A 21315-nucleotide genomic window follows, 5' to 3' on the forward strand; every position below is an offset into this window, starting at 1 on the left:
CCTCGGTGGAGGCTGGTGCAACTTCTGCCGAGATATTAGTCTCATCAACTGGTTCGCTTGGAGTTTCTACTACTTGGGGTTCTGGTAAAGGAGTACGATTATCAATTATTTCAACTCTTGAATTTACTTGCGGCTTGGGAGTAGTTTTAGGTGCAACGGGGGTTTTTGATGGAGTCGATTTGTTCAACAACTGCTGAAATTGGTTTGTTAAGCCGTTAACAGCGCCACCAATGCCAGAAGCTACCGCCGGGACAGATTTTGATACTTGTTCGACCGTACTTGTAACGGCGGCGGTACTTGGTATTGTTTGTTGGGCTTCGGGCGTAAGCTGGCGGCGCAACTGCAAAGTTTGACTAATAGACCAACCTAATAAAGCAACACTTGCAGCGTGACCGAGCAATAACCCGCCCGTAATGCGACTTCCATACACCCACAAGACCAAAGCGTAGAATAATCCTACCCCACTCCAGATAAAATCATTTTTGCGATGTAATTCTGGAAAAAAGAAGGCAGCCATATAAAGGGCAAAGCTACCAAGACCGACTGCTAACGCCAGAATATAAGCCAACATAATTGTGGGTACTCCTTACAATTTCAAACTAGATATCTCAATTTTGCAAGAGAATTGTTGAACTAGATACAAACAAAAATTATTTATGTGTTTACAAATAGTAAGCAAAGGTCAAAATTTCTCTTTTTTGACCTTTGCTGGGCTTTTTCTAGATTTTAATTTCTTCAATGGTAAAGAACTGATAAAATCTGGCTACCCTAAGAAGGAATCAACCCTTACTGAACGCATAGTGCATTAACCCGTTAAATTTTATGGCACAACAAAGTTTTGGCGTAATTGGTCTAGCAGTTATGGGTGAAAACCTAGCGCTGAATGTCGAGCGTAATGGTTTTCCTATCTCTGTTTTCAATCGTACTCCCGAAAAAACCGATGCTTTCATGCACACGCGGGCGGAAGGTAAAAATGTTCATGCTGCTTACTCCATCGAGGATTTTGTCGCTTCTTTAGAGCGTCCGCGCAAAATTTTAATTATGGTCAAAGCGGGTGCGCCTGTAGATGGTGTTATCGACAGCCTTAAACCCTTGCTCGACGAAGGAGACATCATTATTGACGGTGGCAACTCTTTGTATGATGATACTGCCCGTCGCACCCGCGAACTAGAACCAATGGGCTTTAGATTTATTGGTATGGGTGTCAGTGGTGGCGAAGAAGGGGCTTTAAATGGCCCTAGCATGATGCCTGGAGGCACGAAAAGCTCTTACGAGTTTTTGGAGCCAATTTTGACGAAAATCGCCGCTCAAGTAGAAGATGGCCCTTGTGTAACTTATATTGGTCCTGGTGGCGCTGGTCACTACGTCAAAATGGTACATAATGGCATTGAGTATGGCGATATGCAGCTAATCGCTGAAGCTTACGACCTCTTGAAAAATACTTTAGGTCTTAATCATAAACAATTGCATGAAATTTTTGCTGAGTGGAATAAGACAGACGAACTCAATTCATTTTTAATTGAGATTACTGCTGATATCTTTAGATACATCGATACTGATACAAATCAGCCTTTGGTTGATTTGATTATGGATGCGGCCGGACAAAAAGGTACGGGGCGTTGGACGGTACAAAGTGCTTTAGAGCTTGGGGTATGTATCCCCACAATGACGGCGGCGGTAAATGCCAGAATCATGTCTTCCTACAAAAAAGAGCGGGTGTCAGCTTCGCAAGTTCTGACTGGCCCTACAGGCAAGTATGAAGGGGACTCGAAGGCTTTTATTGATGCCATCCGCGATGCTCTTTACTGCTCTAAAATCTGTTCTTACGCTCAAGGGATGGCATTGCTAAGTACGGCATCTAAGGCGTATTCCTACAACCTCAATTTGAGCGAAATGGCGCGGATTTGGAAGGGTGGCTGTATTATTCGGGCGGGATTTTTGGGTAAAATTCAAAGCGCTTTTATCGAAAATCCAGATTTGCCTAACTTATTACTTGCTCCAGAATTTAGAGAGACAATTTTGGATAGACAAACCGCTTGGCGCGAAGTGTTATCATCGGCGGCAAAATTAGGGATTCCCGTTCCGGCTTTTAGCGCCTCTTTAGACTATTTTGATAGTTATAGACGCGATCGCTTACCCCAAAATCTCACTCAAGCTCAACGAGATTACTTTGGCGCTCACACTTACGAGCGCACCGATAAAGAAGGATTCTTCCATACAGAGTGGACGCAATTCTCAGAGAACTCGGTTCAAACTTCGACTCCAGAGCCAATGCAAGCACAACCCACTACTGGGTCAACTTCTACCACAGTGTAGGGTTGTTTAATAATATGGAGACGTTGCAGTGCAACGTCTCTACAGTTAGACGTACCAAATAGATTCAATTATTTGGGCGACTTCCTCTGCGTCTGTATTACTATCTAATAACACGGTGACATGACCTAATTTTCTGCCAAGGCGCGATGTTTTTTTGTCGTACCAATACACAAAAGCGTTAGGTAAAGCGGCTAATTGTTGGCGCTTGACTAAATAATCATTTTCTGATTCTTCATAGCCTAGTAAGTTTATCATTACCGCCGCAGGGGAGCGTAAAGACGTGTTCCCTAACGGCAAATCGCAAACTGCGCGTAAATGCTGCTCAAATTGGGAAACTTCGCAAGCATCTAGCGTAAAATGCCCGGAATTGTGAGTACGGGGGGCAATTTCATTGATTAATACTTGGCGATCGCCTACTAAAAATAACTCTATCCCAAATATCCCCACTGCTTGCAGATTATGCAGCAAATTACCAGCCATTTCCTGAATTAGATTAGTAAGTTCTGTGCTAATATCCGCCGGAGCGATGACGCGATGGCAAACTTGGTTTTTTTGTTGAGTTTCAACTACTGGATAAGTAACAATTTCACCATTGGGCGATCGCGCAGCAATTATAGCTAATTCTTTGACAAAAGGTACAAATTCCTCAACTAAAAAGGATGTCTTTTTACCTGCATTAGTTAACTGATGTAAGGTATCAGCATCTTTAACAATAAAAGTACCTTGCCCATCGTAGCCGTGACGACGAGATTTTAACACCAAAGGAAATTGCCAAGGCTCAGAAACATTTTCTAGGGTGGCAAACTTAGGCACAGGTAAGCCGATTTGTTGTAAGTAACAGCGCTGATGGTATTTATCTAATAAAGGTGACAAAACTTCTAAGCTGGGACGAAAACATACACCTTGCTCGGCTAAGGGTGCTAAAGCTGCTAAATCGACAAACTCATTTTCAAAGGTAACGACATCGCAGCGCGTCGCCAAGGTAGCTGTAGCTGCGGCATCATTTATAGGGGCAAAAATAGTCGATTGGGCGATCGTCACGGCTGGATCGTCTTTGTTTGGCGTTTGTATGACTAACTCTACACCTAGCTTCTCGGCAGATTTTGCCATCATCAGTGCTAGTTGTCCCCCACCAATTACACCAACGCGCTTTATCGACATCCTAAAGAGTAACGAGTTTCAATCCCAGTTTTTGAATTTACACCACTTGCTTTAGCGCACAATTCTTTGATTTGCGCCCGATCTAAAATTGCATCGGTAAAATCAGCGTTGGTAATAATAACATCAGCAAAAATTGCCCGTAGTAATAGCGCTTCAGTTAAAACTGCATCGCCTAGATCGGCTTTGGTTAAGTTTACTTGATCGACCATAGCATTACTCAAATCTGCTCCGTGCAAGTTCGCGCCCGTCATCACCGAAGCGCTAAAAACCGCGCCGCGCAAGTCTGCATTAGAAAAATTAGCAAGTTCCATATTAGCATTAGAAAACTCTGCTGCTCTTAGAGTTTGACCAGAAAAATCCCGCCCTTTTAATTCAGCGTTACTAAAAGACAATGGAGGCGGATAATCTGTCGCCTGAGCTGGCATTGCCCCAAAAAAAAGCACTAACATCAAAATAAAGCCTGTAAATTGCCGCCACATATAAAATTTTAACTATTGAGGTGGGAATGATGCTCTTAAGCTTACAAGACTTTTTGACCCAATTTTTGAGAGAACGAGTAGATGCCGGAACTTTTGATTACTTGGTTGATTGCAACAGCAGCTTTAATGATTACAGCTTTATAGTTTCAGGTTTGCTCGTCACCAATATTATTAGTGCCGCGATTTCTTCTGTTATCTTAGGGTTAGTGAACGCTACTATACAAGCCACTATTATTCCTTTTAACCCTACCGCTAACCTTGCTAACTTTTGGCTTATTTTTATTTGTCATCAATGCTATTGTAATTTTACTTGCTGCGAAACTGACACCAGGTTTTGTTGTGGGGGGATTTTTCCCAACTTTAATTGGTTCAATTGTTTTAACTTTAATTACAAGCAGATAACAATGTTGGTAGGTAAGCGGCGTTAAATCCTGTTAAGCATTACTCAATAAGGCAAAACTCTTGATAGTGATCGATTCAGCAATACTTGAGCAAGTAATCCAAGTTTACTGAGTCTCAAAACTAATAGATTAACAATCTGATCGGTAGTACAATAAAAAGTGCTATAGTTGCTATTTGCAAATTTATTATCAAGGCTGACCTCTAAATAGACATATTTTGGAAAAACAGGTCAAAATAGCTAGGTTTTTTAAAGATTTTATCATTTTCTATTTAATTTAATATATAGCAATATCTCTAAATTTTTTAAGTCTTTTCTAAGTAATAGAGTAGTTTGAATTACAATAAATATTCACAACTAATTTTGTAAACATTTCTAATTTTTTAGAATGCTCTTATCCTTAGAAACCCACTATTGGCAAGCATTGTAATACTCTAAATATGGGTAGCTACACAATCAAAAAACAAGGTAATTGCTCTGTAATAACTAATCAAACTACAAAAAAGTGGCAATACAGTAAAGATATACTTAAAGGAAGATGAAAGACATAAAAACTTAGTGTAATTTAATTAAAGCTGTCGTCAAGTGCTAAATGCTTCAAACCTATTTTAGCAAAACTCAGAAATAATTGGCAGGTTATAATTACACTATTTGAAGTTTTTTTGGTATTAGTTAAATATAGGTTACTTAATGTAAGTTGAATGAAGCTGAATAGTAGTGTAAGAGACAAAAATGAAAGTAGTTTTGTTTTGTGGCGGATTAGGAACTAGGTTAAGAGATTTTTCTGAGGCGATACCTAAACCTTTAGTCCCTATTGGGTATAGACCGATCATTTGGCACGTAATGAAATATTATGCCTACTATGGACACAAAGATTTTATTTTATGTTTGGGTTATAAAGCTGACTTAATTAAAAGTTATTTTTTAAATTATGATGAATGTACTTCTAATGATTTTACTTTAATTAATGGAGGAAAAGTACAATTATTAAATAGCGATATTCACGATTGGAATATAACTTTTGTTGACACGGGACTACATTCAAATATTGGGCAAAGATTAAAATTCGTCCAAAAACACTTAGAAAATGAAGAAGTTTTTTTAGCAAACTACAGTGATGGTCTTACAGATTTAGTTTTACCTGAAGCTATAGAAAAGTTTTATTTTACAGACAAGATAGCTGGTTTTTTAAGTGTAAGACCATCTCAAACCTTTCATTTAATTTCTACTCAAGAGAATGGAATAGTAACGCAAATAAAAGATGTGAATCAAGCTAATCTGAGAATTAATGGAGGCTATTTTATATTGAAAAATCAAATATTTGATTATATCAATGACAAAGAAGAATTAGTTTATGAACCTTTCCAGAGACTAATCAATATAGAACAACTTTTTGCCTACGAATATAATGGATTTTGGGCTTGTATGGATACTTTTAAAGAGAAGCAGCAATTAGAAGATATGTTTGCTCAGGGTAACGCTCCTTGGGAAGCATGGAAACATAATAAAAACCTAACAACAGCTAGTCTAGGTAAATAAGTAATCTAGAAAATTTGTTGGCAATCAATGTGCAGCTATAGATTACCCTATTTAATGTAAACTTGGTCGTCGGTATGCTCAATTTAAAATTCGCAGAAAAGCCAGGTTTAGCTTATAAGGTATTGTGTTTAGGCGCTCATAGCGATGATATAGAAATTGGTTGCGGAGGGACAATTTTAAAATTAATAGAACATTACCCAAATATTGTATTTCAATGGGTTGTTTTTAGTGCTAGTTCAGAAAGAAAGAAAGAAGCTATTTGTAGTGCAAGTAAATTTTTAGCGGATGTTGCCCAAAAGCAGATAATGATTAAAAGTTTTAGAGATGGATTTTTACCTTTTATTGCCGTGGAAGTTAAAGAAGCTTTTGAGCAAATAAAACAAACTTTCAATCCCGATCTAATATTTACTCATTATCGTAGTGATGCTCATCAAGATCATCGTTTGATTTCTGATTTAACCTGGAATACATTTAGAAACCATTTAATATTAGAATATGAAATTCCTAAATATGATGGGGATCTAGGTAATCCTAATTTTTTTGTTCCCTTAGAAAGCTCGATTTGCCAAGACAAAATTAAACATTTAATTGATAGCTTTCCGTCCCAAAAAGATAAACAATGGTTTAGCGAAGAAACTTTTTTAGCAATTTTGAGAATCCGGGGTATAGAATCAAATGCCCCGGATAAATATGCTGAAGGTTTTCATGTCCGCAAAATAGTTTTTTAAAAAAATTGCCAAAAGTAGCTGCTTTTGGCAATAGTAGTAAGACAAGATTTTGTCTTACTAAGGATTATTAGGATGTTGACTAGAAAGTAAAGGCGAAGTTGCACTTAGTTTTAATTCTGGACAATCACCTTCTACCTGCTGACAATTCCATTCATTGCGAAATAATAAAACTGGTCGTCCTAAGCTATCTTTGACGGTAACACTATTAAATAAGCGTCCGGCTTTTTCCAAAGCTTCCCAACCCGCCGTTACCCAACGAGCTACAGTATAAGGCAATAAATCTAACAACGTTTCGACACCGTATTCTTGCAGCAAGCGAAACTGCACTACCTCAAATTGTAGTTGTCCTACCGCCGCTAAGATCGGTTCGCGCTTCATTTCATCGGCGGAATACATAATTTGTACCGCACCTTCTTCTCGCAATTCCGAAACACCCTTGAGAAACTGTTTAAATTTGGAAGGGTTTGGATTTCTAAGACTTGCAAAGATTTCAGGAGAAAAGCTCGGAATCCCCTCGTACTCTATCTTTTGTCCGTTGTAGATAGTATCGCCGATCGCAAATACGCCAGGATTATTTAAACCAATTACATCGCCAGGATAAGCATAGTCAATAGATTCTCGATCTTGAGCAAATAATTTTTGTGGACGAGATAAGCGAATCGTTTTCCCAGTACGGGAATGACTCACTGTCATATCTTTTTCAAACTTCCCTGTACAGACGCGAATAAACGCTACGCGATCGCGGTGTTTGGGATCCATATTTGCTTGTAACTTGAATACAAACCCCGAAAACTCTGGGTAAGTAGGCTGCATTTCTCCCAAATTGCTATTACGAGCGCCAGGTTTGAGCGCGTAATCGAGGAAAGTATCTAAAAATAGCTCTACGCCGAAGTTCGTCATGGCGCTACCAAAGAACACTGGGGTCATTTTCCCTTGGTGGACTAACTTGCTATCTAGCTCTGGCCCAATGCCTTCTATTAACTCTAAATCGTCTTTAAATTGATGATATAAGTCTTGGTCTAGTAGCTGTTCAATGCGCGGATTTCCCAAATCTAAAATTGTGCTAGTAGCTTCGCGGCTACCGTGAGCGCTACGTTCAAAGAGATGAATTTGCTGGTTGCGGCGGTCGAATACACCTTTAAAGCGATCGCCTGTACCAATGGGCCAATTTACAGCATAGGTCTGTAAGCCTAATTCTTGCTCAATTTCGTCTAATAGTTCAAGTGGTTCTCGTCCAGGGCGATCAAGCTTATTGACAAAAGTAAAAATCGGCAACTTTCGCATTTTACAAACTTCAAATAACTTGCGCGTTTGCGGCTCTAAGCCTTTAGCTGCGTCAATGAGCATGACGGCATTATCCGCCGCCGCCAGAGTACGATAAGTATCTTCACTAAAATCTTGGTGTCCGGGAGTATCAAGCAGATTGATTTGACAATTGTGATACTCAAATTGCAACACGGTAGAAGTGATCGAAATACCCCGTTGCTGTTCCATCGCCATCCAGTCTGACGTAGCTTTACGCTGCGCTCGGCGGGCTTTGACGGCTCCCGCTTCGTGGATTGCTCCTCCGTAGAGCAACAGCTTTTCTGTGAGCGTAGTTTTACCCGCGTCGGGGTGAGAAATAATTGCAAAATTGCGTCTATGCTCAACGGCTGTTTGTAATTCCGCCTCAAGGTCAGTGGATATCATGAAGTTTAGCTAGTAGGATGTTACAGGAATCAAAAATTATAGAAAAAGCGAGAAAGAGCTTGTTTTTCGGGTAACGAGCAGTAATATAGGTTGAAATCCAAAGAAAACTTATTTTTAAAGAGGTAATTATTATTATGTACGATGCAGATCAACGAAAACTACTTTCAGCACTAGCTCACGGCTCAATATTTTTTAGCACTGCATTAGTATCCATAGGTATACCGATCGCAATTTTGCTTGTATCTAGCGATCCAGTGGTAAAAGAGAACGCTAAAGAAGCTATTAACTTTCATTTTAACGTCTGGCTTTACGGAGCGATCGTTTTCGTCCTTAGCGTTTTCACTTTAGGCTTGCTTGGGTGGATTTTGGGGCCTATTTTAGTCCTTTTCCATTGGGGATTTGCAGCACTAGCAATTTATCAGACTTTAACTAATTTTGATGTCGCCTTCCGCTATCCTTTTATTTTTCGCGTGCTGTAGTTCAGGTAATGCGATCGCGCCTTTTAGTGCAGATAACTGAAATTTAGTAAAAGGCGCGATCGCATTCAAATAAAAAATAGCTAATTACTTTGCTCAATTAACCTCTCGGCAATTCGACGCGCTGCACCCGGTTTTCCCATGCGTTTGTAACCATTTTCGGCAATTGTTGCTAAAAGTTCGCTGTTACCTAATAAAGATTTTACCGCTTCTCCCGTTTGATTTGGATCCTCTAATAAAATTATTGATGAACTTAAATGACGGCTTTGAGCTTCCGCAAAAGCATAGGTAAATTGGGGGCCATTACCAGGAAAAGTAATCGCACTTTTACCCAGTCCGACAAATTGCTCTGTAGCTGTCCCCGCCATAGCGATCGCAATTTCAGCTTTATCTAAACACTCATTGTAGGCAGTTTGAGTAAGAACAATAGAGGCATTTTTATAGTTAAATGTTTTGTTATCTAAAGTGTAGAAGCCAGCCTGAACAAGAATTTGAACTAAAGTATCTAGATTGACATGAGTAGAAATTGCACCCAAAAATAACAAAGAGCGATCCCTATAAGTTTCAATTAAACTAAAAACTGCCCTTAAAATTTGCTGCCAATTTGCATAAGCTTCTGGCACTCTGGAACCGGGGAGCAAAACAACTGTCAATTCTGCCTTTGAGGATATTTGCAGAGGTTGGACGGGTTTAAGTCCGTCCATCATGGGATTGCCTAAGTCAAAAACTGGAATCTGCCATTGTTGCAACATCTTGGCTGTGAGCGTATCTCTAGGAAACACTGATTGACACCGAGAGTTGATCATTAAAGCGCGATCCCAAGGCAAATAAATAGAGCTATTTAACCCTAAAAAACTTGCTAGGCGGCTTTCTTGGCGCAAATGCCCCTCTCCATCGCGCACATAGTATTCAGATTTAGCTGTACCCACAAAAGCATAATTAGCACCGCTCCACCAAGCAAACAGCAATGGTACGATATCTCCTACAGCTAAAACCATGCCACCGCCATCTTTTACCCAAGTACGCATAGCTTTAAGTTGAGTCCAGGTTAACTGCAACAAACCCCCTTGTAAGTCGCGTACTAACTGCCGTCCATCCATGTAGATAAAACCACCAGAGGGCATAGCTTGCACCGCTCCAATCACCGGAATACCTGCGGCAAAGTATGCTCTACCTTCACCAACTAAAGGTAAAGCCGAAATATTGAGCTTGCTTGAGATTTGGCGTAGTTCCTGTAAAATACGCACAGCAATAATATCCTCTCCATGACCATTACTGAGGCAAAGTAATCGAAATTTAGAGTTTTTGGACATTTAAACGGATAAAAGAAAGGTTTGGGTTAAATACTACATTTAATCTACGCTTTTAGGGCGATTAGATTTCGTCTTTTTAATTGAGCAAAAATTATCACTAAGCAAGGATATTTGTAAATTAATTCTATGCGTATTTTTTATACTACAGTTGTCACCCTAGCAGTGCTTTTGAGCTTAAATTACAGTGATGGCGCTATCGCATTGCCTTTAGAAGAAAGACTAAAACAGTCTGTAGCAGATCCTACCCAAGAAAGTAATTTATTTATTTTGGCTACTGGCGTTCAAGTGACCGGAGTGGAGGAAGAATTACAAGAAATCGCCAAGAGGGCGATCGCAACTCGTGAAGGAAGCGATACTAGCAATAGCCAATTGCAAGCAGATATTCAAGCCATTTTAGCTACAGGTTTATTTGTCAGCGCCCAAGCAATTACAACTACTAGCCCTACTGGAATCGATGTAATATACGCGGTGGAACCTGTAGTAGTAAAAGCTATTCAATTAAGCAATGCCAATGTACTCTCAGAAAATGTCGCCTTGGGCTTCTTTCAACCCCAAATTGGTCAAGAGATTAGTCCAGAAGCTATCAACCAAAGCCGAGTAGCAATCAATAAATGGTATGCCAAAAATGGTTACTTAGCCGCCAAAGTATGGGCAATAAACCCCAATTCCCAAGGAGTGCTAACGATAGACGTAGCCGAAGGCATTGTTAGTAGTGTCAAATTCCGCTTTCTTAATCGAGATAGCAATCCTACTGACTCGGAAGGAAACCCAATTAAAAGCCGGACTACAGAGGAGTTTTTGCGCCGTGAAGTGCGATTAAAGCCGGGGAATGTGGCAAGAAATATCACAATTGAGCAAGATTTGCGTCAACTATACCAACTAGGCCTGTTTAGAAGCGTAAATGTTGCCTTAGTCGAAATAGGTAAACAAGTTGATGTCACTTACGATCTCACCGAAAAACCTTCCCGGAGTGTAAGTCCTGGGGGTGGGTACGACGATGATACCGGGATTTATGGCACGATCAACTATCAAGACTTTAATATTAGCGGCATTAATAATTCTGTAGATGTAGACTTGCAATTTAGCCCCCGTGACTTGCAATTTGAAACTACCTTTACAAGCCCTTACCGCGCCAGCGAACCAAATCGCCCAGGTTACGAAGTTAATGTATTTCGCCGTCGGGGAACGTCCCCAACTTTTGACGGCAATATCGATTTAGCTAATGGTAGCAATCCCCGCGAAGGACGCTACGGCGGTGGTTTTAGTCTTACTAAACCTATTGATGATTGGCAAACGTCGTTAGGAATAAACTATACTCGCATTAGTATCCGCGATCGCGATGGTAATATTTCCCCTACTGACGAATTAGGCAACCAGCTTTCTTTTAGCGGTACAGGCGCTGACGACTTAACCACCCTATCAGTTAGCGCCATTAAAGACGAACGCAACGACCGTAGCAATCCAACTCAAGGCTCGATTCTTAGTCTTAGTACCGAGCAATCAATTCCGATTGGTCAAGGCGACATTACAATGAATCGGTTGCAAGCAAATTATATTCAATACTTTCCGGTACAATTACTCAATAAAAGAAATATAGAAGTATTAGCTTTTAATCTCCAAGGTGGAACTATTATCGGCGATTTGCCACCCTATGAAGCTTTCAACTTAGGTGGGCTTGATTCGGTTAGAGCTTATGGAGGTGCGGAAGTTGGTAGCGGACGCTCTTATATTTTAGCTTCTGCGGAGTACCGCTTTCCAATTTTTCAGCCTGTAGGGGGCGTATTGTTTGCAGACTTTGCTACAGATTTGGGTTCGGGCGACACGGTATTAGGGGAACCTGCGGAAGTCCGAAGTAAGCCAGGTACAGGCTTTTCTCTCGGCGCAGGCTTGCGAGTAGAATCGCCTATTGGATTATTACGGGCAGATTTTGGCATCAATGATCGCGGTGAAAGTCAAGTACAATTTGGGATTGGACAAAGGTTTTAGCGGCTAATTGGTTCAAAGGGCTAAAATGCAAAGAGCATAGAATTGAAAATTAATGATAGTTGGCAAAACACTACAAGGCGGAAAATACACCTTAGAACAAGAACTAGGGCGCGGTGGTTTTGGCATAACATTTAAAGCTACTCATCACTATCTAAATCAGGTAGTAGTCATTAAAACCCTGAATGACACCCTGCGGCGCGAAGCCCAATTTGCCAAGTTTCAAAGCCAGTTTCAAGATGAAGCCCGAAGACTCGCCTCTTGCGTCCACCCAAATATTGTCCGAGTAAGCGACTTTTTTATTGAAGACGGATTGCCCTACATGGTAATGGATTATATACCAGGGGCAACTTTAGACTTGGTAGTATTTCCAGATAAACCCTTACCGGAAGCAAAGGCGATTCACTATATCCGCCAAATTGGCGCAGCTTTGCAAGTAGTACATCAAAATAATTTACTGCATCGAGATATCAAGCCCCAAAACATTATTCTGCGTCAAGGTACAGAAGAAGTAGTATTAATTGATTTTGGCATTGCTAGAGAATTTACACCAGGTTCAACTCAGACTCATACGGGGATGGTGTCCGAAGGTTACGCACCGATTGAGCAGTATCTTTATCAAGCTCCCCGTACCCCCGCTACCGATGTTTATGGACTAGCTGCAACCATGTATGCGTTACTTACAGCTAAAGTTCCTGTAGCGGCTTCTTTACGCGATCGCCTTCCTTTACCAGCGCCTATTGACTTGCAACCCCAGCTAAGTAAGTCTCTAAGTCAAGCTGTAATGCGCGGTATGGCGGTAGAAGCAAAGTTTCGTCCTGCCACTATTTCCGAATGGTTGGCGCTGCTTCCTGCTCCTATTAAAGCTACTCCTGTGGCTTCAGCCCAAATAGCAACTGTTGCGTTAATTCCCCAGCACCACAAAAAACCTGATCGCGTAGCACCTACAACCCCTGCTAGGGCAATTTTGCCCGTCAAAAAACGTTCCTTTCCTTGGTTGCTTGCTGGTGGCGGTGTTGCTTTAGCAGCAATTTCGGGCGTGGCTTTGAGTAGGGTTTTATCTAACTATTCGCAGCAACCCAATGTACCCGTTGTAACACCTTCACCGGAAGTTAGAGAGACAACACCGTCTCAAGTAGAAGCTAGTCCTACACCAAATTTAAGCACAACACCCACTAGAGAGCAGCAAACAACGCCAGATCCCACCTCTATTGTTACTCCTTCTCCTTTAGCAACCGATTCACCCATTCCTAGCGACGATCCTTCGCCATCATTGCGGGAAAAATTGCGGGAAATCCGCCGCCAAAATTCTCAGTCTCCAACACCTGTAGAATCTCCAACGCCTGTGGAATCTCCAACTCCGATTAATGAAAATCCTGATGTAGTTGTACCTACAAATGAAGAAATCTCCCCATCTCCCGAAATCACCGATGACTTGCAAAATGATGATTCCAAGCGGCAAAAACCAGATAAAAAAGAAAAGGCAGATCGTAAAGACAAAGACGATTAGTTAAATTCAATTACTCATCTTGAGTAAAATAACGATCTAAGAAATTGAGGGCATAGTTACGAAGTTCGTAATACTCTTTTGAGTTTCGCATGGAGGCGCGATCGCGTGGATGATCGAAAGGTACATCTAATATCTCCCCAATGGTTGCTTCGGGGCCATTTGTCATTAGTACAATGCGATCGCTCATATAAATTGCTTCATCAACATCGTGGGTAATCATCATCACCGCTTGGCGGTGGTTTTCCCAAATATCTAATACTTGGCGCTGCAATTTGCCGCGCGTTAAAGCATCTAATGCCCCAAAAGGTTCATCCATTAATAGCATTTTGGGGCGAGTAGCCAAAGCCCTAGCAATGCCGACTCTTTGCTTCATTCCTCCAGAAATCTCATCGGGATACTTATCCGCCGCCGCGTTTAAATTCACCATCGCAATGTGTTCGTTAACAATGCTAATTTTTTCGGGACGGGTGGCATCTTTTAATACTTCATCTACGGCTAATCTAATATTTTCTCGTACCGTTAACCAAGGTAATAAAGAGTAGTTCTGAAACACCATCATCCTTTCCGCGCCTGGTTTGCGAATGGCTTTACCTTCTAGAGTTACTAACCCAGAAGTTGCTTTTTCTAGTCCGGCGACAATTTTTAGCAGCGTAGATTTACCGCAGCCAGAATGACCAATTACTGAGATAAATTCATTTTCTTTGATAGTTAAATTAATCCCATTTAATACTACAGATTCTTTGCCATCGGGTGCGGGGTAGGATTTAATCAGATTTTCTACTACTAAAAATTCTCCCGGATCGAAGCTTGATGCTTCGCTATTTTTTGTCGATGATAGTTGGCTCATGTTTCCCTCTATGTAATAATTTCAAGAAAAGTAGAAAGATTTAGGACGATTGGCACGGATTTCAAAACTGTTGAGATAACCAACAGGATCGCTAGGGTCAAAAGCTTTGTTATCAATAAATAACTCAGCACTCTCAATTTTGTAATCTTCTTTGGGGCATTCTATGCCCATTTCCTCGGCAATTTCGCGGTAAAGGTCAGTTCTCCAAGCTTTACGGGCTACAGCTTGGGCATCCTTGGGAACTGCGGATATTTGTCCCCAACGCGCCGCTTGCGTCATCAGCCAAATACTTTCGGACTGCCACAAAAAAGTAGAATGATCGCCAGGGATTTTAGCTAAATTATCGGGCAAGTCAAAGAAAACAGTTGTATCAGGCGATCGCACTGTCCGATCTTTGCCATCAAAACCACCATAATTATAATTTCCCACAATCGCCGCGCTGGTTAGTTTTGGTTTTGAACCTGTGTAAGACTTTTGAGCGATAATTTTGGCAATTTCTGGACGATTTTCGGTCTTTGAGCAATACTGACAAGCTTCAATCATTGCCTTAACTAAAGAGCAATAAGTTTTTGGGTTTTCATCAATAAAAGACTCCATTACCGCTAGTAGCCTGTCTGGGTGTCCTTGCCAAATTTCTTTACCTTGGGCAAAAGTAAAACCAATCCCCTCATTACCGCTAATTGCCCGTGTATTCCAAGGTTCAGCTACCATATAAGCTTGCATCGCCCCAATTCGCATATTTACTAGCATCTGCGGCGGTGGTACAATAATTACCCGAAATTCTTGATAAGGGTCTACTCCGGCGGCGGCGGATAAGTAGCGGACAAAATACTCATAAATAGCCGAACTCAGCACCACTGCCCAGACTCTTTCTTCGGCGGGAATATTATCAAAATAGCGGCGAAAATCTCGTCCAAATTCTTCCAAGTTTCCGTTATATTCTCGCCAAGGACGCAACCCCGATTCCCACATTGCCCGATTCATAGTCAAAGCATTGCCGTGGCGGTGAATAGTCATTGCTGCACATAAAGGAGCTTGTCTTGCGCCTTCTGCGCCGTCTCTCGCATTAGTTACCGCTCCACACACTACCGGAGAAGCGTCCAATCGTCCGAAAATTATGCCATCGCGGGATGTTCCCCAACTAGCTTCTCGACTCAGAGTTACGTTTAAGCCATACTTGCGAAATAAACCTTTTTCCCAAGCCACAGCAAAAGGAGCGCAGTCATTTACAGGTACATAGCCAACAGTAATATTAGGCTTTTCTAAAGTACGGGAATCTACGACGGGTTCTATAGCTACCGCCTCTGAGAGTCCTTGAGGAGCGCGATTAGCATTAATAGCACAGGAAGAAACAGCCATACTAGCCGCCGTCGCCCCAATGCCTTTAATGACGCTTCTACGACTCCAACTGTTTTGGTAATTGTCGTTCATGTTTAGTTATTGATATAGATAGAAATGGCGTTGCTGAATAGATGTATAAATTTTATGTAGAGACGTTGCAGCGCAACGTCTTTTACATGGTTAAGAAATTCTAGGGCGATGAGTAACGAAAGTTTCAATTTTTCCTAAAGCGTAATCCAGCACTAAACCAGTTACGCCAATTACTAGCACTGCCAAAAATACCGAACTTAAGTTCAAACGACTCCATTCATCCCAGACAAAAAAGCCGATTCCCACACCGCCAGTTAGCATCTCAACAGCAACAATTACTAGCCAAGCAATCCCTAAACTAATTCGCAAACCAGTAAAAATGTAAGGTAAACTTGCAGGCAAAATTATTTTAGTAATTTGTCTCCAACGCGGCATTTCTAAAACTCGCGCCACATCTAGGTAATCTTTGTTGACGCTAGAAACACCTAAAGCCGTATTGATAATTGTCGGCCACAACGAGGTAATAAAAATTACAAAAATCGCTGAAGGGTCAGCTAGATTAAAAATTGCTAAAGAAATCGGTAGCCAAGCTAAAGGGGATACAGGTTTGAAAATTTGAATAATTGGATTAAGTGCTAATAGTGCTTGCTTAGACATTCCAATTAAAAACCCTACAGGAATAGCAACCAACGCACCCAACGTAAAGCCGATTAACACTCGCCGCAAACTAGCTAATAATAACCAACCTAAACCCAAGTTTCCAGGGCCGCGACGATAAAAAGGATTTAAGATATAGTCTAAGTTTTCTACAAAGGCTTCGGCAGGAGTGGGCATTAAATCGGTCAAAAAAGTTGCTACAAACCACCAAAGGGTAATTACCCCCAAAAACCCCGCTAAAGGTAATAAAATCGCCTCTTTAATAATTGCTGGTTTTGTACGTTTCCAGGCAAGTTGACCAGCAACCGCCAAGGCTGCAAGATTAAGCTGCATTAACATTTGATACTCCTCAGAAATAGAGAGTAGGTACAACAGACGTGAGTAATACCAACTAGGAATACTGACAAGTTCAAATCATTTTATAAAAATGTGTTGAATCTCCAATTTTCCCCCAATGCCGACGAAGTTAGCTGACGGGCTAGGACTGAGAGATGTCCCTCTGCTAAAAATGCAGATACGCCCCGAACTGTGGTTCCTCCGTTCTATCTTCATCATTGCTTGAAAAGATAGATTTGGCTAATATACTCAAATTTTCTTGCAATATATCCTAGGATTTTTGATTAGTCAATGTATCCAAAGGAGTAGGATGAGGATAAATCGCTTGTTTTGGTTGAGCTTTGGCGTTATCGGTTAGCTTATATATTCAATTATTTTAGATTCGCTTATGTTAGATATTGCTCAGTTTTTAGCTAAAGAACTTTCCCTGAAACCCTCTCAAGTTAAGAGTGCGTTGGAATTATTTGCGGAATCTGCTTCTATTCCATTTATCGCTCGTTACCGCAAAGAGCGCACGGGAGAAATGAATGAAATCCAGTTGCGGGAATTGTCGGATAGATTTACATACCTCAGCGAACTTGAAGATCGTAAGACGACGATTGTAAATGCGATCGCAGACCTTGGTAAACTTACTGACGAACTAAAGCTAAAAATTGCCTCCTGTTTGCAAAAAACCGAGCTTGAGGATCTTTATTTACCCTACAAACCCAAAAGGCGCACTAAAGCAACTATTGCTAAAGATAGGGGTTTGCAACCTTTGGCTGAATTTATTAAATCTGTAAATAAGTCTAATGTTGCCAAATCTTTAGAGGAGGAAGCCGCAAAATATATTTCTGTCGAAAAGTCTGTAAATACTACGGTTGAGGCGCTTAAAGGTGCGGCGGATATTTTGGCGGAAGAAGTTGCAGAAAAGGCGGCTTTACGGGCTTCCGTGCGCGAATATTTCCTAAAATCGGGAGTATTTAGAGCGAAAATCAAAAAAGATTACCCTGAAGGTAGTACCAAGTACGAAATGTACCGCGACTACCAAATCAACGTCAAAAATATTGCTTCGCACAATATGTTAGCTCTCTTGCGTGGTGAAGCAGAGAAGATTATCAATTTAGACCTTGATTTTGATGAATCTGTAATATTAAACTATTTGGAAAGCCGGGAAATAATTACTAAAAGCCGGGAAATAGAAGAGTTTTATCAAGGAATGCTCAAAGATGCTTTCAATCGCTTAATGAAGCCATCTTTAACTAGCGAAGTAATTGCCGATAGAAAGACTTACGCAGACATTGAATCTATTAAAACTTTTGAAAGTAATTTAAGAGAACTATTATTATCTAGTCCCGCCGGGATGAAACCAACTATAGCTATCGATCCAGGCTTTAGAACTGGTTGTAAAGTAGCAGTTATTGATAACACAGGCAAGTTTTTAGAATATCAAGCTATATTCCCTCATTCTGGTACTTCACAACGTAATCAAGCAAGTCAAGCAATTGAAAGATTAATTAAAAAATATAGCATTCAATTAATAGCTATTGGTAACGGTACAGCAGGGAGAGAAACCGATGAATTTATTACTGAAGTTTTTAAAGATGTAGAATCTAAGCCCGTTAAAGTCATGGTAAACGAATCGGGGGCATCAATTTATTCAGCTAGTGACGTTGCGATCGCCGAGTTTCCTGATTTAGATATTACAGTACGCGGTGCGATTAGTATTGGTAGGCGTTTGCAAGATCCTTTAGCGGAGCTTGTCAAAATCGATCCTAAATCTATCGGTGTGGGACAATATCAGCACGATGTCGATCAAAAGCTACTCAAACAAAAGTTAGATGAAACTGTAGAAAGCTGCGTCAACTATGTAGGTGTAAATCTCAACACCGCTTCAGGAGAGCTTTTAGGGTTTGTTTCGGGAATTAATGCCACGATCGCTAAAAATATTATTACCTACAGAGACAAACACGGGGCATTTAGCGATCGCACTCAATTATTATCTGTACCAAAACTAGGCGCAAAAACCTTTGAACAATCCGCCGGATTTCTGCGTATTAGTGGCGGAAAAAACCCTTTAGACAACACCGCCGTGCATCCAGAGAGTTACGCTATTGTAAATGCGATCGCTAGTGACTTAAACGTTCCCTTAGCGGAGATTTCCCAGGCATCCAAGCAGCTTAAATCGATAAATCTGCAAAAATACGTCACAGCTACCATTGGCGAACCTACATTGCGTGATATTATCAGTGAATTAGAAAAACCCGGTAGAGATCCAAGAGCAGAATTTAAGTATGCAACCTTTGCGGCGGGTGTAAAAGAGATTAGAGATTTGACTGTGGGAATGGAGTTAGAAGGAGTAGTTACAAACGTAGCTAATTTCGGGGCATTCGTAGATATTGGCGTACATCAAGATGGGTTAGTGCATATATCGCAAATGGCTGATAAGTTTGTAGACGATCCCAATAAATTTGTTAAAGTCGGACAAGTTGTCAAGGTTAGGGTGCTAGAAATTAAAGAGAACTTGAAGCGGATTAGTTTATCAATGCGATCGCATTAATAGCGTTACCCTATGCGATCGCACTTTACAAGAGTTATTTATCTAATTCCTAAATGATTTGAGATTGCCCGTAGTTGTGAGTCTATTCGAGCTAGTCGTGAGTTTGTCTCGTCTCTACTGTAATTACTTGCAGCAATTACACTGTCAAGGCGATTAGCCAAGTTATTCATTGAATTTGTATAAATCCTCAAATCTTGACTGAAAGACTCTAAAAAACGATTGTTCGATTCTACAGATTGCTCAATGCGAGTTAGGCGCTCGTTACTAGCTTCTATAGATTGCTCAATACGTATCATGCGCTCATTACTAGCTTTGACAGATTCTTGTAATTCTTGCCGCAGTTGGGTAGAAGCTTCATTACTAGCTTTGACAGATTCTTGTAATTCTTGCTCCGTGCGTGTCATTCGCTCATCGCTGGCAACAATTGACCTTTCTAATAAGGCTTCTATTCGGTCTAGGCGATCGCTTTGTGAATTAATCATTAGTCAGATTCTCTTTCAATTTTTGATTGGGCAACTTCTCCCGAATGGCTAAAAAGTCACTTGACTATACTAAGTTTAGGCGATAGGCAGATCAAAAATAGCGATCGCTATTTTTTCAAAGCAGCATTAAAGTTTGGCAAATTCTGCCGGATTTTGGTCGCGCCGATGTTTAACTGGAATAGGTATACTTTGTCCATCACCTGCCAAAGCGGCGGTTGTTTCTAAAGCCTCTCGCAGTCTTTTCGCTGCATAGATTGACATATCTCTAGGTACATTAATGCGATCGCGCAGATATCGTAAGGCGACATCCGATCCTGGTGGTGGCGGACAAGCTTCGCTACTCATCAAGTTAGTTAAAGTACAACGCAACGCAACATCCATTAATGCGTCATCGGCAGGATTGACGCGAATAATGTTGGTACGGTGCTTGATTACGCGGTAGAGCGCCTCAGTGCGAGAATTTTCTGGTTCGGGGAAAGTCGCGTCAGGCAAGCCATTCCAAGAGCCGTTATCAACTCTAGCTTTATTAATCAGCATTTGAGGTTCGCCGTTTTCCCAACATCCTCCCATTTGAGGCGGCAAATCATGGGCGTGGGTGTGAAAGTCGCTTTGAGTACCTCGGTAAGTTGGTCTGCTTTCCATCGCTGCAAACCAGTCAGCTAGGCGAGGATGTTCTTCGCGCAACGAGTAGCCTTTGTAGTAGTACAAACTAGCATTCATGCGTTCAACATAGGGTGTAAAGATGACATCTACTGTCCCGAAATCCTCCAAAAAATAAGGACTTGGCGTAGCACCGAGCGCCGCTTCTACCTTAGCTGCCATGTTTATAAAGCGATCGCGGCTTTCTTGCTCTTGTCGCGCCGATCTAGGAGGATTGCATAACCACATACACCACTCTCGAAATAACCGTCGCTCTAATTGCCGTAGCGGTAGCACTGTGGGATGTTTCATACTTAATCCTAAGGGTGCGTAGACTTGCTCTAAAGCAATTAAAATATCATCGCTTTCAGTAATAATGCGACCATCTAGTTCAACGGCGGGTAACATTCCTGAAGGTACTTTGCGCTTGTACCAGCTTTCTTTTTCCCCATAACAGAACATAGTTACTTTTTCTACGCGGTAGGGAATTTGTTTTTCCTCTAACCACAGCCAAATTTTTTGACAGTAAGGACACCAAGCATGATTGTCTCGGTATAGTGTTACTCGCACCTCCGACTCGCTACGCCCAAATAGACGCAACCGAGATTGAGCATTGGTTAACCCATTAATAATATCAACTTCATAGTTAGCAAGGGCTTCGAGTTCTGTCCAGCTTAAAGCGGAAATAGTCATGATATTATCCTGAAGGTCAAAGTTACTATTTTACTATTTTCCATCGGTTCAAGGTGGCTTGTAGCTGTCGATACTATTGCAAGTAAACTAGCGACAGATGATTAAAACAATGTTTTAAGCTAAAAACTGGATTTGACTGCTCAAAATTACAGTAATT

At 41.1% G+C, this 21315-nt stretch carries 18 protein-coding genes and 1 riboswitch; of the genes, 8 read left to right on the top strand and 10 right to left on the bottom strand.

The window, feature by feature from the left end:
* Window positions 1-571 (bottom strand): Ycf66 family protein (locus C7B70_RS18975; protein WP_106370572.1); only part of this gene is annotated, 571 nt, incomplete at its 3' end.
* A gap of 251 nt (window positions 572-822) precedes the next feature.
* Here C7B70_RS18975 and gndA point away from each other — a divergent pair.
* Window positions 823-2316, top strand: coding sequence for an NADP-dependent phosphogluconate dehydrogenase (gene gndA / locus C7B70_RS18980; protein WP_106370573.1), 1494 nt, complete (start codon window positions 823-825; stop codon window positions 2314-2316).
* 45 nt (window positions 2317-2361) lie between these two features.
* Here the strand turns inward: gndA and C7B70_RS18985 are convergent, their stop codons facing one another.
* Both C7B70_RS18985 and C7B70_RS18990 read right to left on the bottom strand, forming a co-directional pair.
* Window positions 2362-3477: a 5-(carboxyamino)imidazole ribonucleotide synthase gene (locus tag C7B70_RS18985; RefSeq protein WP_199192360.1), complete on the bottom strand. Its 1116-nt coding sequence runs from the start codon at window positions 3475-3477 to the stop codon at window positions 2362-2364.
* Entirely contained in the window at window positions 3468-3902 is a 435-nt protein-coding gene (locus tag C7B70_RS18990; protein WP_233220994.1) for a pentapeptide repeat-containing protein, read from the bottom strand. The genes C7B70_RS18985 and C7B70_RS18990 overlap by 10 nt, the downstream gene beginning before the upstream one ends.
* Before the next feature lie 312 nt (window positions 3903-4214).
* Between C7B70_RS18990 and C7B70_RS27915 the strand changes: the two genes are divergently transcribed.
* From C7B70_RS27915 to C7B70_RS19005, 3 genes are all read left to right on the top strand, one after another.
* Window positions 4215-4358 (top strand): phage holin family protein, encoded by a 144-nt coding sequence (locus tag C7B70_RS27915; protein ID WP_233220995.1) that lies wholly within the window; start codon window positions 4215-4217, stop codon window positions 4356-4358.
* Between the two features lie 730 nt (window positions 4359-5088).
* A complete protein-coding gene (locus tag C7B70_RS19000) occupies window positions 5089-5895 on the top strand; it encodes a glucose-1-phosphate cytidylyltransferase (protein WP_106370575.1) in 807 nt (268 codons plus the stop codon).
* Between the two features lie 74 nt (window positions 5896-5969).
* A complete protein-coding gene (locus C7B70_RS19005) occupies window positions 5970-6623 on the top strand; it encodes a PIG-L deacetylase family protein (RefSeq protein WP_106370576.1) in 654 nt (217 codons plus the stop codon).
* Between the two features lie 57 nt (window positions 6624-6680).
* Here C7B70_RS19005 and prfC read toward each other — a convergent pair whose 3' ends face one another.
* A complete protein-coding gene (gene prfC, locus C7B70_RS19010) occupies window positions 6681-8312 on the bottom strand; it encodes a peptide chain release factor 3 (protein ID WP_369831911.1) in 1632 nt (543 codons plus the stop codon).
* 134 nt (window positions 8313-8446) lie between these two features.
* On the opposite strand from prfC, the gene C7B70_RS19015 reads away from it, so the two are divergent.
* Window positions 8447-8791, top strand: coding sequence for a DUF4870 domain-containing protein (locus C7B70_RS19015; RefSeq protein WP_106370577.1), 345 nt, complete (start codon window positions 8447-8449; stop codon window positions 8789-8791).
* A gap of 80 nt (window positions 8792-8871) precedes the next feature.
* Here the strand turns inward: C7B70_RS19015 and C7B70_RS19020 are convergent, their stop codons facing one another.
* Window positions 8872-10101, bottom strand: coding sequence for a lipid-A-disaccharide synthase-related protein (locus tag C7B70_RS19020; protein ID WP_106370578.1), 1230 nt, complete (start codon window positions 10099-10101; stop codon window positions 8872-8874).
* Between the two features lie 126 nt (window positions 10102-10227).
* On the opposite strand from C7B70_RS19020, the gene C7B70_RS19025 reads away from it, so the two are divergent.
* Both C7B70_RS19025 and C7B70_RS19030 read left to right on the top strand, forming a co-directional pair.
* Complete coding sequence (locus C7B70_RS19025) at window positions 10228-12087, top strand: BamA/TamA family outer membrane protein (RefSeq protein ID WP_106370579.1); 1860 nt, start codon at window positions 10228-10230, stop codon at window positions 12085-12087.
* Window positions 12088-12139: 52 nt separating this feature from the next.
* Window positions 12140-13594, top strand: a complete 1455-nt coding sequence (locus tag C7B70_RS19030) for a serine/threonine-protein kinase (RefSeq protein WP_106370580.1) — start codon at window positions 12140-12142, stop codon at window positions 13592-13594.
* Between the two features lie 10 nt (window positions 13595-13604).
* On the opposite strand, the gene C7B70_RS19035 is transcribed toward C7B70_RS19030, so the two are convergent.
* The 3 genes from C7B70_RS19035 to ntrB all read right to left on the bottom strand — a co-directional run bounded on the left by C7B70_RS19035 (window position 13605) and on the right by ntrB (window position 16808).
* Complete coding sequence (locus C7B70_RS19035; protein ID WP_106370581.1) at window positions 13605-14441, bottom strand: ABC transporter ATP-binding protein; 837 nt, start codon at window positions 14439-14441, stop codon at window positions 13605-13607.
* A gap of 21 nt (window positions 14442-14462) precedes the next feature.
* Window positions 14463-15872, bottom strand: a complete 1410-nt coding sequence (locus tag C7B70_RS19040; protein WP_106370582.1) for an ABC transporter substrate-binding protein — start codon at window positions 15870-15872, stop codon at window positions 14463-14465.
* Between the two features lie 90 nt (window positions 15873-15962).
* The gene (gene ntrB / locus C7B70_RS19045) at window positions 15963-16808 is read right to left on the bottom strand and encodes a nitrate ABC transporter permease (protein ID WP_106370583.1); all 846 of its coding nucleotides are present in this window, start codon (window positions 16806-16808) and stop codon (window positions 15963-15965) included.
* A 102-nt stretch (window positions 16809-16910) separates the two neighbouring features.
* A riboswitch (cyclic di-AMP (ydaO/yuaA leader) is annotated at window positions 16911-17057 on the bottom strand.
* A gap of 136 nt (window positions 17058-17193) precedes the next feature.
* On the opposite strand from ntrB, the gene C7B70_RS19050 reads away from it, so the two are divergent.
* The gene (locus C7B70_RS19050; RefSeq protein ID WP_106370584.1) at window positions 17194-19344 is read left to right on the top strand and encodes a Tex family protein; all 2151 of its coding nucleotides are present in this window, start codon (window positions 17194-17196) and stop codon (window positions 19342-19344) included.
* A 38-nt stretch (window positions 19345-19382) separates the two neighbouring features.
* Here C7B70_RS19050 and C7B70_RS19055 read toward each other — a convergent pair whose 3' ends face one another.
* Together C7B70_RS19055 and C7B70_RS19060 are read right to left on the bottom strand one after the other, a co-directional pair.
* Window positions 19383-19826 carry a hypothetical protein gene (locus C7B70_RS19055; protein ID WP_106370585.1) on the bottom strand — a complete coding sequence of 148 codons (444 nt, stop codon included), beginning with the start codon at window positions 19824-19826 and terminating at the stop codon, window positions 19383-19385.
* Between the two features lie 126 nt (window positions 19827-19952).
* Entirely contained in the window at window positions 19953-21158 is a 1206-nt protein-coding gene (locus tag C7B70_RS19060; RefSeq protein ID WP_106370587.1) for a glutathione S-transferase N-terminal domain-containing protein, read from the bottom strand.
* Window positions 21159-21315: the final 157 nt, after the last annotated feature.

Origin of the sequence: Chlorogloea sp. CCALA 695 (assembly GCF_003003885.1) — a bacterium.
Lineage (GTDB): Bacteria > Cyanobacteriota > Cyanobacteriia > Cyanobacteriales > Chroococcidiopsidaceae > Aliterella.

Excerpts from the sequence above, each read along its gene's own strand:
- C7B70_RS18990 (WP_233220994.1), bottom strand. The coding sequence starts at position 3,902 with ATGCCAGCTCAGGCGACAGATTATCCGCCTCCATTGTCTTTTAGTAAC.
- C7B70_RS18985 (WP_199192360.1), bottom strand. The coding sequence starts at position 3,477 with ATGTCGATAAAGCGCGTTGGTGTAATTGGTGGGGGACAACTAGCACTG.
- C7B70_RS19005 (WP_106370576.1), top strand. The coding sequence starts at position 5,970 with ATGCTCAATTTAAAATTCGCAGAAAAGCCAGGTTTAGCTTATAAGGTA.
- ntrB (WP_106370583.1), bottom strand. The coding sequence starts at position 16,808 with ATGTTAATGCAGCTTAATCTTGCAGCCTTGGCGGTTGCTGGTCAACTT.
- C7B70_RS19060 (WP_106370587.1), bottom strand. The coding sequence starts at position 21,158 with ATGACTATTTCCGCTTTAAGCTGGACAGAACTCGAAGCCCTTGCTAAC.
- C7B70_RS19035 (WP_106370581.1), bottom strand. The coding sequence starts at position 14,441 with ATGAGCCAACTATCATCGACAAAAAATAGCGAAGCATCAAGCTTCGAT.
- C7B70_RS19020 (WP_106370578.1), bottom strand. The coding sequence starts at position 10,101 with ATGTCCAAAAACTCTAAATTTCGATTACTTTGCCTCAGTAATGGTCAT.
- C7B70_RS19015 (WP_106370577.1), top strand. The coding sequence starts at position 8,447 with ATGTACGATGCAGATCAACGAAAACTACTTTCAGCACTAGCTCACGGC.
- gndA (WP_106370573.1), top strand. The coding sequence starts at position 823 with ATGGCACAACAAAGTTTTGGCGTAATTGGTCTAGCAGTTATGGGTGAA.
- C7B70_RS19030 (WP_106370580.1), top strand. The coding sequence starts at position 12,140 with ATGATAGTTGGCAAAACACTACAAGGCGGAAAATACACCTTAGAACAA.
- C7B70_RS19055 (WP_106370585.1), bottom strand. The coding sequence starts at position 19,826 with ATGATTAATTCACAAAGCGATCGCCTAGACCGAATAGAAGCCTTATTA.
- C7B70_RS19040 (WP_106370582.1), bottom strand. The coding sequence starts at position 15,872 with ATGAACGACAATTACCAAAACAGTTGGAGTCGTAGAAGCGTCATTAAA.
- C7B70_RS19050 (WP_106370584.1), top strand. The coding sequence starts at position 17,194 with ATGTTAGATATTGCTCAGTTTTTAGCTAAAGAACTTTCCCTGAAACCC.
- prfC (WP_369831911.1), bottom strand. The coding sequence starts at position 8,312 with ATGATATCCACTGACCTTGAGGCGGAATTACAAACAGCCGTTGAGCAT.
- C7B70_RS19025 (WP_106370579.1), top strand. The coding sequence starts at position 10,228 with ATGCGTATTTTTTATACTACAGTTGTCACCCTAGCAGTGCTTTTGAGC.
- C7B70_RS19000 (WP_106370575.1), top strand. The coding sequence starts at position 5,089 with ATGAAAGTAGTTTTGTTTTGTGGCGGATTAGGAACTAGGTTAAGAGAT.